Annotated in this window: 12 protein-coding genes; 3 read left to right on the forward strand and 9 right to left on the reverse strand. The window is 57.1% G+C overall.

The window, feature by feature from the left end; genetic code table 11:
* The first annotated feature begins 229 nt into the window (after positions 1-229).
* Complete coding sequence (locus V7Q49_RS09740) at positions 230-1183, forward strand: YbeF family transcriptional regulator (RefSeq protein ID WP_333850672.1); 954 nt, start codon at positions 230-232, stop codon at positions 1181-1183.
* A gap of 207 nt (positions 1184-1390) precedes the next feature.
* Positions 1391-2356, forward strand: a complete 966-nt coding sequence (lipA, locus tag V7Q49_RS09745) for a lipoyl synthase (RefSeq protein WP_333850674.1) — start codon at positions 1391-1393, stop codon at positions 2354-2356.
* Positions 2357-2440: 84 nt separating this feature from the next.
* Here the strand turns inward: lipA and tatE are convergent, their stop codons facing one another.
* Positions 2441-2641: a twin-arginine translocase subunit TatE gene (tatE, locus tag V7Q49_RS09750; RefSeq protein WP_333850676.1), complete on the reverse strand. Its 201-nt coding sequence runs from the start codon at positions 2639-2641 to the stop codon at positions 2441-2443.
* A gap of 126 nt (positions 2642-2767) precedes the next feature.
* Positions 2768-3556, reverse strand: coding sequence for a deaminated glutathione amidase (locus V7Q49_RS09755; protein WP_333850678.1), 789 nt, complete (start codon positions 3554-3556; stop codon positions 2768-2770).
* A gap of 66 nt (positions 3557-3622) precedes the next feature.
* Here V7Q49_RS09755 and crcB point away from each other — a divergent pair, with 66 nt between their 5' ends.
* A complete protein-coding gene (gene crcB, locus V7Q49_RS09760; protein ID WP_106992321.1) occupies positions 3623-4006 on the forward strand; it encodes a fluoride efflux transporter CrcB in 384 nt (127 codons plus the stop codon).
* Positions 4007-4226: 220 nt separating this feature from the next.
* On the opposite strand, the gene cspE is transcribed toward crcB, so the two are convergent.
* The 7 genes from cspE to V7Q49_RS09795 all read right to left on the reverse strand — a co-directional run bounded on the left by cspE (position 4227) and on the right by V7Q49_RS09795 (position 11715).
* Positions 4227-4436 (reverse strand): transcription antiterminator/RNA stability regulator CspE, encoded by a 210-nt coding sequence (gene cspE, locus V7Q49_RS09765; protein WP_002439184.1) that lies wholly within the window; start codon positions 4434-4436, stop codon positions 4227-4229.
* Positions 4437-4626: 190 nt separating this feature from the next.
* Entirely contained in the window at positions 4627-5202 is a 576-nt protein-coding gene (gene pagP, locus V7Q49_RS09770; RefSeq protein WP_333850684.1) for a lipid IV(A) palmitoyltransferase PagP, read from the reverse strand.
* Positions 5203-5365: 163 nt separating this feature from the next.
* A complete protein-coding gene (locus V7Q49_RS09775; protein ID WP_333850686.1) occupies positions 5366-8482 on the reverse strand; it encodes an efflux RND transporter permease subunit in 3117 nt (1038 codons plus the stop codon).
* Positions 8479-9678 carry an efflux RND transporter periplasmic adaptor subunit gene (locus V7Q49_RS09780; RefSeq protein WP_333850688.1) on the reverse strand — a complete coding sequence of 400 codons (1200 nt, stop codon included), beginning with the start codon at positions 9676-9678 and terminating at the stop codon, positions 8479-8481. The genes V7Q49_RS09775 and V7Q49_RS09780 overlap by 4 nt, the downstream gene beginning before the upstream one ends.
* On the reverse strand, positions 9675-10931 hold the full coding sequence (locus V7Q49_RS09785) for a TolC family protein (protein WP_333850690.1): 1257 nt from the start codon (positions 10929-10931) through the stop codon (positions 9675-9677). Before V7Q49_RS09785 ends, V7Q49_RS09780 begins: the two co-directional genes overlap by 4 nt.
* 11 nt (positions 10932-10942) lie before the next feature.
* On the reverse strand, positions 10943-11257 hold the full coding sequence (locus tag V7Q49_RS09790; protein WP_333850692.1) for a copper-binding protein: 315 nt from the start codon (positions 11255-11257) through the stop codon (positions 10943-10945).
* 56 nt (positions 11258-11313) lie between these two features.
* Complete coding sequence (locus V7Q49_RS09795) at positions 11314-11715, reverse strand: hypothetical protein (RefSeq protein WP_333850693.1); 402 nt, start codon at positions 11713-11715, stop codon at positions 11314-11316.
* Positions 11716-11818 lie beyond the last annotated feature (103 nt).

Below are 11818 nucleotides of genomic sequence, written 5' to 3' on the forward strand. Positions count from 1 at the left end.
GTAGTTTCTATATTTTCAAAAAGCCCGCAACGCGCCTGTGTATAAGCATTTACCCGTTTTCTGCTCCGGCATGGCCAACCGCCTGGCACGGATTTCGCCTGCGCAAAATTTAGGCAACCCGATGATTTCACTTAGAATGTTAATTCGCGAAAACAGTTTGACCATAACAATAAGCACATTATTTAAATTCAACTATTATTTATATTGTGAATGAAGAGGGAGGAATGGCGTGGATAATAATAATTCTCCAGAAAAGCGCTTGAGCGATCCAGGTAGTGAAGCAAAACCACAAATTTTTCGGACTTTACGCAATATCGATCTCAATTTATTGACGATTTTTGAAGCGGTTTACGTCCACAAAGGCATCGTTAATGCTGCGAAAATTCTTAATCTCACTCCCTCGGCAATAAGTCAGTCCATTCAAAAACTACGGACAATTTTTCCCGACCCGTTGTTTATTCGTAAAGGCCAGGGCGTGACCCCCACCGCCTACGCCACGCATCTGCACGAGTACATCAGCCAGGGGCTGGAGTCGATTCTCGGGGCGCTGGATTTAACCGGCAGCTACGATAAGCAGCGCACCATCACCATTGGTACTACCCCGACCGTAGGCGCGCTGGTGCTGCCGCAGATCTATCAGGCCGTGAAGGCGCATGCGCCACACCTGATGCTGCGTAATATTTCGGTCAATGACGCCGAAACGCAGTTAGGCCAGTTTCAGACCGACCTGATCGTAGACAGCAACTCTTTGAATGCCCGCGCCCTGAGCCACAACCTCCTGTTCGCTGACAGACTGCTGCTGATCTGCCGTAAACACCATCCGGCGCTGAGCCAGGCTCCCACGGTGGACAATCTTCAGCACTACGAGCAAACGCTGCTGATGCTGGAAGGCCAAAACCTGAATGGGCTGCGACAACGCATCAATGACATCTTCCCGGAAAAGCAGGTCAACTTCAGCAGTTACAATCTCTTTACGATTGCCGCGCTTATTGGCAGCAGCGACCTGATTGGCATCATCCCGGAGCGCCTGTTTAACCTGGTACGCCACTGCTGGCCACTGGAACAGATCCCCTTCGCCCCGCTTAACGCCGAGTGCGTTGAAATCTCGCTGTATTACAACAAGCTGAGCCTGCGCGATCCGGTGCTGGAAAATCTGATTAACGTCATCCGCCAGGCCTTCTGAAAAGGGGCCACCCTCCTCAAAAGCGTGCACTCTCCCGCAAAAGGCACTAAACAACAACTATTTTACAAATTGGCGACCGGGCAGGCTGCTTTATCGTCCGTATCAATGATATACTGCCTGTCGTTCGTTCAAAAATAGTTGATAAATACAACATTCCCTTGAATTGAAACGCTTTCCTTCGATTTTCGCAACTGGAAGACGCACGCTATGAGTAAACCCATTGTGATGGAACGCGGTGTTAAATACCGTGATGCCGATAAAATGGCCCTAATCCCGGTTAAAAACGTGGCTACGGAGCGCGAAGCGCTGTTAAGAAAACCGGCATGGATGAAAATTAAACTTCCGGCGGACTCTTCGCGTATTCAGGGAATCAAAGCGGCGATGCGCAAAAACGGCCTTCACTCCGTTTGTGAAGAGGCTTCCTGCCCGAACCTTGCTGAATGTTTTAACCACGGCACCGCGACCTTTATGATCCTCGGCGCGATTTGTACCCGCCGCTGCCCGTTCTGTGACGTTGCCCACGGTCGTCCTGTCGCCCCTGACGCCAATGAACCGCAGAAACTGGGTCAGACGATTGCTGATATGGCGCTGCGCTACGTGGTTATCACCTCCGTTGACCGCGACGATCTGCGCGACGGTGGAGCTCAGCACTTTGCCGATTGCATCACCGCTATCCGCGAAAAAAGCCCGAACATCAAAATCGAAACGCTGGTACCCGACTTCCGTGGCCGTATGGACCGCGCGCTCGAGATCCTCAACGCCAATCCGCCAGATGTGTTTAACCACAACCTGGAAAACGTACCGCGCCTCTATCGTCAGGTGCGTCCGGGTGCCGATTACAACTGGTCGCTGAAGCTGCTGGAGCGTTTTAAAGAAGCGCATCCGGAGATCCCAACCAAATCCGGTCTGATGGTCGGTCTGGGTGAAACCAACGAAGAGATCGTCGAAGTGATGCGCGACCTGCGTCGTCACGGCGTCACCATGCTGACGCTGGGCCAGTATTTGCAGCCAAGCCGTCACCACCTGCCGGTTCAGCGCTACGTCAGCCCGGAAGAGTTTGATGAGATGAAAGCCGAAGCGATGGCGATGGGCTTCACCCATGCTGCCTGCGGCCCGTTCGTGCGTTCGTCCTATCACGCCGATATGCAGGCGAAAGGCGAAGAAGTGAAGTAATCCCGTCACAAAGGTTTACATTTCACCCATAAAAAAACCGGCCTGAGCCGGTTTTTTTCTATCGCAAGCCATGAGGCGTGGCCGTTACTCTTTGTGGGAGAGTTTCTCGGCAGCGATATCCGCATCGGCTTTCTTGGCCGTGGCGTCATCGTCGTTCATCGCTTTCTTAAAGCCTTTGATGGCAGCACCCAGGTCTCCGCCCAGCGTACGTAATTTCTTGGTACCAAACAGCAGGACAACCAGTGCGGCCACCACCAGCAGTTTGGTAATACTAATCTCACCCATAGATACCTTCTTGACGTAAACAGGCTGCGTTTCGCGCCTTAAAAACCTGACGTTATTAACGGTCATTTGACGCCCGCACACAATAGCAATCTGTAACAAGGTGAATCAAGCGTTGTTTAAAAAACGTCACAATAATTGCGGAGGCGCAAAACGTCGGTTGCGCAGTACCGGCAGCTGCTGACGCGCCAGGGCTACACGTTCCTGGCTAATCTCAGCTAACAGCAACGCCGGCCCCTCTGCCGCAGCCGCAATCGTCACCCCGAGAGGGTCGATAATGCGGCTCTGGCCGATATTCTTATTGCCGCACTCCCCTGCCGCTACCACATAGCAGGTAGTGTCCAGCGCCCGGGCCGCCAGCAGCGTTGACCAGTGGTGCTCCTTGAGCGGCCCTTTGACCCACGCCGCAGGCAGGACCAACACTTCCGCCCCTGCCAGCGCCAGATTCAACGCCATCTCGGGGAAGCGCAAATCATAGCAGGTCATCAATCCCAGGCGGATGCCGTCGATGTCGATCAGCGGTGGTACCCTTGTTCCGGCATCCACCAGCCTCGATTCCCGGATACTGAACGCATCATAAAGATGCAGCTTGGCATACTGCTCAACGATCTTCCCGCCACGCAGAACCACCAGGGTGTTAATCGCCCTGCCTGCGGTTGACGGGACATGCAGGGTCAGCACCGTGGTCAGCGTGTTACGGGCACTCTCTGTCAGCAGCATCGTCAGAAAGCCGCCGTCCAGCGGCTGGGCCGATTTCACGGACAGATCGGGATCGTTATCATCGCGCGCCAACAATGCTTCGGGCAGCACCAGCAGCGATGCTCCCTGCGCTGCCGCCTGCGACATCAGCGAAACGCAGGTTTCGGCATTTTTTTGCCAGTTCGCCGTTACTGCAAATTGTCCAACCGCAACATACATATTTTCCCCTTGCCTTAAACGGCGTTACACTCAACGTCCTTACACATCAAATAGCAGGTATTGCTCGTGTTTCAACTTCTTTTAGCCGTTTTTATCGGCGGGGGCACAGGAAGCGTGGCGCGCTGGCTGTTAAGCATGCGATTGAACCCTCTGCATCAGCAGATCCCGTTCGGGACGCTCACGGCCAACCTTATCGGCGCTTTTATCATTGGGCTGGGTCTGGCATGGTTTAACCGAATGACCCACATCGATCCGGTGTGGAAGCTTCTCATCACCACCGGTTTCTGCGGCGGCCTGACGACGTTCTCGACGTTCTCGGCAGAGGTGGTGTTTCTGCTGCAGGACGGGCGCGCGGCCTGGGCGCTACTGAACATTGCGGTCAATCTGCTGGGTTCGTTAATGATGACCGCCCTCGCATTTTGGTTAATTTCTGCGGTGAATGCTCACTAAAAGACGCAGACCTTAATGTTGGCTTAATTTTTCTCAGGCAACCTGTCACCACATACACTGAGGGTGACGCAATGAAAGAGAAAATAACAAATGCGGGGATGGTAGTGCTGAGCGTGGCCATTGTTGCCAGCTTTTTGAGACTGTACTTGTTTAGCTGAATCAGAACGAAAAAAACCCGCTCAGAGAGCGGGTTTTGAAATTCTTGCTGGTCTCGTCTGAATTACAGAGCGATGACGTTAGCAGCAGAAGGGCCTTTGGCACCGTTAGTGATTTCAAACTCAACGCGCTGACCTTCAGCCAGGGTTTTGAAACCATTGCTCTGGATTGCAGAGAAGTGTACGAACACGTCTTTGCTGCCATCTTCCGGAGTAATGAAACCGAATCCTTTGGATTCATTAAACCACTTAACGTTACCTTTAATCTTAGACATCAAAATTACCTTTACATGAAAATTGGACACAAATGCTGTGTCGGGTATCAGTACAACAATTGTGAGCGGTTTTGTAAAGCGCCTTTTTGAAGAAAAGTGACAAAAGTCGCGTTAATTTTTAGCCCCCAATTTTTATCCTTTACGATTCAATAAGTGTCTATTAAATCACCACCAGGTAAAGTTTTTTCAGTTAAAACTGGAAGCGCATCCATGCAAAATAGACGTTGCCGTTGTTATAGGTGCCCGGTATATAGGTCATCTGGAAAGTGGCCGGGCCGTACCCTACAGAGGCCAGCGGCAGAACCAGCGGAAGGGGAATGTAATTCCAGTTATCACGCGCCGTCACGGCAGCGGTAAAACCGAGACCCAGATGGAAATTATCATCGGCCAGCGGACGCCAGGTTTTCTCCCAGCCGTAGCCCGCAATAGGCTCCCATTTATTGTAAGAGTCTTTGAACGCCATCGCGTAAAGGCCATGCCAGTTACCCTTGTCATCCCAGCGTGACTGGCCAAACCCCGCCCCCCAGGGACGCTCATTATAGCGATCGGTCTTCTCTTTATCGTAAGCAAAGCGGGCATGCCAGGTAATGGCCGGCACATAAAGATCGTAATGCTCGGGTGCTTCCCAGGTTTCAATCATATCGTTATGGATAGTTTTGACCCAGGCTTTAAGAGGGGGAACGTCTTTAGCCGTTGCCGCAGTCGAAAAAGTTAACTGAGCAAAAATAAAAGGAAAAATAAGGAAATACTTATTAATGATTGTCACAATTTGCTTACCATTTAACTATTCGCTGCGTGTTCTTGTCTACAATAATTGAATGGAAAGCCTGGCGACAAGGGCGTTTATCTTAATTATTAACCCAGTTAGATAGGATTATTCCTGGTGAAAGAGTGTGCGCCTTAAATATTTAAGGCGCAATTGATAATGATTAACGCTGATGCAACAATTTATACAGCGCAGGAATAACCAACATGGATAACAGCGGCGCGCTGACCATGCCGCCGATCATCGGCGCAGCAATACGCTGCATCACCTCTGCACCGCTGCCTCCACCCCACATCACCGGTAGTAACCCAGCCATGATGGTGGCTACGGTCATCACTTTGGGACGCACGCGCAGGACAGCCCCCTCGTGAATAGCCTGCATTAATAAGGCATTTCCACCATGGGCATCCCGCATCCGATATTTATCCAGCGCCTGATTAAGATACAGCACCATAATAACGCCGAACTCTGCCGAAACACCCGCCAGGGCAATAAACCCAACGGCACCCGCCACCGATAAATTATATTCCAGAAGCCATAATAACCATACCCCTCCAATAAGGGAAAAAGGTAATGTTCCCATGATGATAAGTACATCTGAAATACGTTTAAAGGTCAGCCAGAGCAGAACAAATATAATCACCAGGGTGACCGGAAGCACTATTTTCAGCTTCGCGGTGGCCCGTTCCAGATATTCAAATTGTCCCGACCAGGCGAGCGATACCCCCTGCGGCAAAATAACCTCCTGGGTCACCCGCTGCTGCATCTCTTCCACTGCCGATTTCAGATCGCGTCCGCGCAGATCCACATAGATCCAGTTCGAGAGCCGGGCATTTTCACTTTTCAACATCGGTGGCCCTTCGGTCACCTGAATATCCGCCAGCTCGCCCAGCGCAATCTGGCTGCCGTTGGCCGCAATGACCGGCAGTGCCCGCAATTTATCGACGTTATCCCGGCTGTCGCGGGGATAGCGCAGATTGATGGGGTAACGCTCACGCCCGAGGATCACCTCCCCAACCTTATCGCCGCCGACCAGCGTGGCGACCATGCCCTGCAGCTCCTCCACGGAGACGCCGTAGCGCGCGGCCTTCTGGCGATCGATTCGGATATCGACATAACGTCCGCCCGCCAGCCGCTCCGCCAGCGCCGAAGTGACGCCTGGCACCTGCTTCACGACCTGTTCTATCTGCTGCGCAACCCGTTCAATATCCGCAAGATTGTTACCGTTGACCTTGATACCGACCGGACTTTTGATCCCGGTCGCCAGCATGTCGAGGCGGTTGCGGATCGGCGGTACCCAGACGTTGGCAATGCCCGGCACCCGCACCGTACGATCCAGCTCCTCTACCAGCTTCTCCGGCGTCATCCCGGGTCGCCACTGGTCGCGCGGCTTAAAGTGAATGGTCGTCTCCAGCATGGTTAACGGCGCCGGATCGGTTGCCGTCTCCGCCCGCCCGGCCTTGCCGAACACCGTCGCCACCTCCGGCACGCTTTTTATCAGCCGGTCCGTCTGTTGCAGCAGGCGAGCCGCTTCCCGGGCCGAGATCCCCGGCAGGGTTGAGGGCATGTACAGCAGGTCGCCCTCGTTCAGCGGCGGCATAAACTCGCTCCCCAGCCGACTCAGCGGCCAGAGCGTGACCAGCAGCAGGAGCGCCGCCAGCGCCAGGGTCACCTTTGGAAAGCGCAGCACCCGGTCCAGCAGCGGTTCATACAGGCGGATCAGTACCCGGTTTATCGGGTTCGCTTTCTCATCCGGGATACGTCCGCGAATGAAATAGCCCATTAATACCGGCACCAGCGTAATGCCAAGTCCCGCCGCCACCGCCATCGCCCAGGTTTTGGTGAACGCCAGCGGGGCGAACATCCGCCCTTCCTGCGCCTCCAGCGAAAAGACCGGAATGAACGACAGGGTGATGATCAGCAGGCTGCAGAACAGCGCCGGGCCCACCTCAATGGCCGCCCGCTCCGCCAGCCGCCAGTAGTCAGCAGAAGCCGGTTCCTGACCCGGGTTGTCGTGACGCCACTGCTCCAGCACCTTGTGCATGTTCTCGATCATCACAATCGCCGCATCGACCATCGCGCCAATGGCAATGGCGATCCCCCCGAGCGACATGATGTTGGCGTTAATCCCCTGATAGTGCATCACCACGAACGCGCCCAGAATGCCCAGCGGCAGCGAGACCACCGCCACCAGGGCTGAACGGAAATGGAACAGGAACAGAGCGCAGACCAGCACCACCACCACGAACTCCTCCAGCAGCTTGTGGGTAAGCGTTTTGACGGCATCCTCAATCAGCGTTGAGCGATCGTAGACCGGGACGATCTCCACCCCAGCGGGGAGCGTTTTTTGCAGCTCAGCCAGCTTCGCTTTTACCGCATGCAGCGTCTCCAGCGCGTTTTGCCCGTAGCGCATCACCACCACGCCGCCGGCCACCTCGCCTTCGCCGTTCAGCTCGGCCACGCCCCGACGGATCTCCGGGCCGTAGCCCACGCTTGCCACATCCTCCAGCAGGATCGGTACCCCATCACGGGAGGCGATCACCACCTGGCGAAAATCCTCCAGGCTTTGCAGATAGCCCGTGGTGCGCACCATATACTCCGCCTCGCCCTTCTCAAGCAGCGCCCCGCCGCTCTCTTTGTTGGCCGCCTGCAACGCCGTCACGATTTGGGCGTGAGTGATGTTCAGGGCCCGCATTTTTGCCGGATCGGCAATGACCTGATACTGACGCACCATGCCGCCGATGCTGGCCACCTCCGACACGTTGGCCACGCTCTTGAGTTCAAATTTCAGAGTCCAGTCCTGAATGGCGCGCAGATCGGCCAGACTGTGCCTGCCGCTGCGGTCGATGAGGGCATATTCGTAGATCCAGCCTACCCCGGTGGCATCCGGGCCCAGGGCGACGTTTACCCCGGCCGGCAGCTGCGACTGGACCTGACTCAGATACTCCAGTACCCGCGAGCGCGCCCAGTACAGGTCAGTGCCGTCCTCAAACAGCACGTAGACGTAGGCATCACCAAACATCGAGAACCCGCGCACCGTTTTCGCGCCGGGTACCGAAAGCATCGAGGTCGTCAGCGGCCAGGTCACCTGATCTTCAATCACCTGCGGCGCTTTGCCCGGGAAACTGGCGCGAACGATCACCTGCACGTCCGACAGATCCGGCAGCGCATCCAGCGGTGCCCGCTGTACCGCCCAGATCCCCCATCCCGCCATGATCAGCGCCGCGAGGATCACCAGCAGCCGGTTGCGCAGGGAGGCTTTGATTACCGCCGCGATCATTTCGCCACCTCCGGCAGCACGCTGCGCAGGCTGGCTTCGGAGTCGATCAGGAACTGCCCGGAGGTGACCACCTCATCCCCCACCTGCACGCCGGAGCGGATTTCTGTCCACCCTTGTGCGGTGAGACCGGTCTCCACGTTCACCGGCTGGAAATAGCCGTTGCCGCTGGCCAGCAGCAGCCGTTTGCTACTCCCGGTGTCGATCACCGCCTCTTCCGGCACCGCCAGAACTGGCGCACCCCGCTCCGACTGCGCCCGGGAGACGGTCAGAAACATGCCCGGTTTGAGCTGGTGCTGTGGATTGTCCACAACTATTCGCGCCTTCAGGGTACGCGTGGCGATATCCATCTGCGGCAGCAGCTCGCTGACCCGCCCATGAAAACGCATCCCCGGGAAGCTCTCTGAGGTCGCCACCATCTCGCTGCCGACGCTCAGGGCCTGCGCCTGCGACTGGGGATAATCCACCACCAGCCAGACCGGATCGCGTCGCGCCATTTCAAACAGCGCGGTCATCGCCGCCACCTGCGCCCCTTCGCGCACGTCCAGTTTCGTCACATAGCCCGCATGCTGCGCCCTGAGGATCAGCGAGGTCTGCGGCTTTCCGCTGCGTTCCAGAGCGCGAATCACCTCCTCCGGCATAAACTGCAGCTTTAGCCGCTCGCGGGCGGCGGCGGTCAGGGCAGCATCGCCTAACGCGCGCACCGCCAGATACTCCTGCTGCGCCTGCGTCCACTGGGGGATCCACAGCTCGGCCAGCGCTTCACCAGCGTTTACCTGCTGGAGCGGCGCCCGGACATACAGCTTCGTCACCACGCCCGCCGCGGGTGCGGAGAGCACCGTGACGCTGCGTTCATCAGCGGCAATGGTGGCAAAAGCGGAGAAAGGAGGCACCAGCTGTCGCTGCTCAACGCGGGCAGTTTTCATACCCAGATTCTGCTGCTGGGCGGCGCTGATCCCCACGCCTGCTGGCGCATTCTCCTCATCGGCATAGCGCGGCACGAGGTCCATATCCATAAACGGCGACCGCCCCGGCTTGTCAAAACGCTGGCCCGGCACCATGGGATCGTACCAGTAGAGCACCTTGCGTTCGGCTGGGGCAGGCCCTGCCTCGTGCGAAGCGTGACGCTGCCCGGCGTAATAGCCGCCAGCGGTCAGCAGCAGTGCCAGAGGGATTGCAACCCGGAATGTGATTTTCATTGTGCTAGCTCCTGGGGGATTAACCATTGGATCGCAGCCCAGGTGCGCGCCATCTCGCGCTCGGCCTGATTAACTGCCAGTTCGCTGTCCAGCACGCTGCGGCGGGCCTCAAGCAGGGCGGGCAGCTCTGACTGACCCGAACGATATTGCGCATTCAGCACCGTCAGCCGCTGATGCTGGAGGGGTAGCACGTCTTCACGCTGGCGCTGCCACAGCGACTGCGCCGCCTGGTACTTGGCCACCAGCGACTGCACCTGCGCGATGTGCTCGCGCTTTATCAGCGTGAGTTCATCCACCGCCTGCAGGGAGCGGGAGACCTCTGCGGCATAGTCTTTGTCCTGACGCCGCGACTGGAACAGCGGCAGATCGACCGTGAACATCACCCCGGCCATATCGTCATAGCCCTCAGCACGATGGGCGTAGAACACCTCGACATCCACATCCGGGATCGCCGCCACCGCCGACTGCGCCGAGCGGGCTTTCGCGGTCTCGGCTTCACGTTGTGCGGCTTCCACTTCCGGGTGATGGGCAATGGCCTCTTCGAGCTGGCTGACGTCGGCAGGCAGGCGCTGATAGCGCGGCAGCGGCCCCTTCACGTCCTCGACCTGCTGGCCGGTGAGTTGCAGTAACCGACTCTGGGCCAGTTGAACGTCACGCCTCGCCAGCGTCGCTTTGTCGCGCATGGCGCTGAGGGTCATGCGCAGGGTCAGCACGCTGTCGGGGCTGGCGCTTCCGGCCCCGACGCTGGCCTTCTGCACATTCAGCTGGCGCGCCGTCTCATCGACCAGCCGCTCGGCCGTGTGCAGCCCCTGCTGTGTCAGAGCCAGCTCCAGCCAGGCCTGGGCGGTATCCCGCTGCAGGGCAGCACGCACCGCGTCCGCCTTTGCCAGCACGCCGCGCGCCTGAGCCTGCAAGGTTTGCGCCTTTCGCTCCCGCTTCTCATGGCTGACGTAGCTCTGCATGATGCCGACCCGCTGCATGGTCATCCCTTCCCGGGTGAAACGGCGGTCATTGCTGCCCTGTACCGGCACGTTTTCAATGCCGAATTTCAGTTTTGGATCGGGTAACTGGGTGGCGGAATCTGCCATTGCATCCAGCGCCCGGGCCTCATTACGGCTGGCGGATAACGCCGCCGAGTAGCGTTGGGCTTCGGCCAGGGTGTGTTCGAGCGTCCAGGGAGCGGCCTGCCCGGCCGCGCTGATAAGCCCGAGCATCACCCCACCGAGCCAGATGCTCAGTGTTGTTGTTTTCATGGGATCCTCGCTTAGCGCAGCGGCGTGAGCGAGATTATCTGAAAGCCGTCACCGGCCCGCACCAGCGTAAATGTCACCCGATCGCCCGGTTTCACGGCGCTCAGGTCAACATCGGCTGAAAAGGCAAACGGCATGGTCATGGCGGGCCACTTCAGGGCCGGGATCGCGTCATGCTCGATCACCAGCGCCCGGGCGTCGATCGCCCGAATAACGCCCTGTCCCTGCCACTGCGGGGTCGCCGGAGAGACGCTCGTGGTCGCCTGAACGGAATACGAAGAAAGGGTAAAGCACGCGCCAAGCAGCGCGGAAAAGAGTAAAGCACGCATGATAAAGCTCCTGTTAAACATAAATTAAAATAAAATCAACGGATTAACAGGTGGATTCACTCCCGGAACCGGCAAAAACGGATCGTTGCCGGTGGCCCCACGGCGGGCGGAGTGACGACGCGGGACGATGCGGCAACAGCCACGCAGTCCGGGTCATTAAGGGTGATGGTCATGGCAGCAGGCAGCGCCACCAGCGGCGAATGCCCCGTGTCTTTTTGAACCTGCTCCGGTACGCAGTGTTTATCGCACAGCCCTGACGACGCCGGTGCGGCGTGATGCTGCGGCATCGCCATCATGTCCAGATGCTGAATGGTCGCCGTCTCGCCCTGCACGTTAATGGCGCAGTCGTGTGAAGCCACCGCCACCTGGCTCTGGATCAACAGCCAGCCGAAAGCGAACATCAGCATCAGCAGATGTTTTTTCAGGTAGCGCAGTCGAAGGATCCAGCTGGCAGGCATAACAGCGTCTTAGGTTGCAAAAAGAGACCCGAGTATACGCAGGGATATTCCTGAGATAAAAGCCGTTTTAGATTTATTTACGTTTTGTGCGGTTATTGCTTTT

Origin of the sequence: Leclercia sp., from assembly GCF_036780805.1 — a bacterium.
GTDB lineage: Bacteria > Pseudomonadota > Gammaproteobacteria > Enterobacterales > Enterobacteriaceae > Enterobacter.

What these genes read in the sequence shown, in the direction of transcription:
- lipA (WP_333850674.1), top strand. Translation starts at nt 1,391, where the DNA reads ATGAGTAAACCCATTGTGATGGAACGCGGTGTTAAATACCGTGATGCC.
- tatE (WP_333850676.1), bottom strand. Translation starts at nt 2,641, where the DNA reads ATGGGTGAGATTAGTATTACCAAACTGCTGGTGGTGGCCGCACTGGTT.
- V7Q49_RS09755 (WP_333850678.1), bottom strand. Translation starts at nt 3,556, where the DNA reads ATGTATGTTGCGGTTGGACAATTTGCAGTAACGGCGAACTGGCAAAAA.
- cspE (WP_002439184.1), bottom strand. Translation starts at nt 4,436, where the DNA reads ATGTCTAAGATTAAAGGTAACGTTAAGTGGTTTAATGAATCCAAAGGA.
- V7Q49_RS09775 (WP_333850686.1), bottom strand. Translation starts at nt 8,482, where the DNA reads ATGATCGCGGCGGTAATCAAAGCCTCCCTGCGCAACCGGCTGCTGGTG.
- V7Q49_RS09780 (WP_333850688.1), bottom strand. Translation starts at nt 9,678, where the DNA reads ATGAAAATCACATTCCGGGTTGCAATCCCTCTGGCACTGCTGCTGACC.
- V7Q49_RS09785 (WP_333850690.1), bottom strand. Translation starts at nt 10,931, where the DNA reads ATGAAAACAACAACACTGAGCATCTGGCTCGGTGGGGTGATGCTCGGG.
- V7Q49_RS09790 (WP_333850692.1), bottom strand. Translation starts at nt 11,257, where the DNA reads ATGCGTGCTTTACTCTTTTCCGCGCTGCTTGGCGCGTGCTTTACCCTT.
- V7Q49_RS09795 (WP_333850693.1), bottom strand. Translation starts at nt 11,715, where the DNA reads ATGCCTGCCAGCTGGATCCTTCGACTGCGCTACCTGAAAAAACATCTG.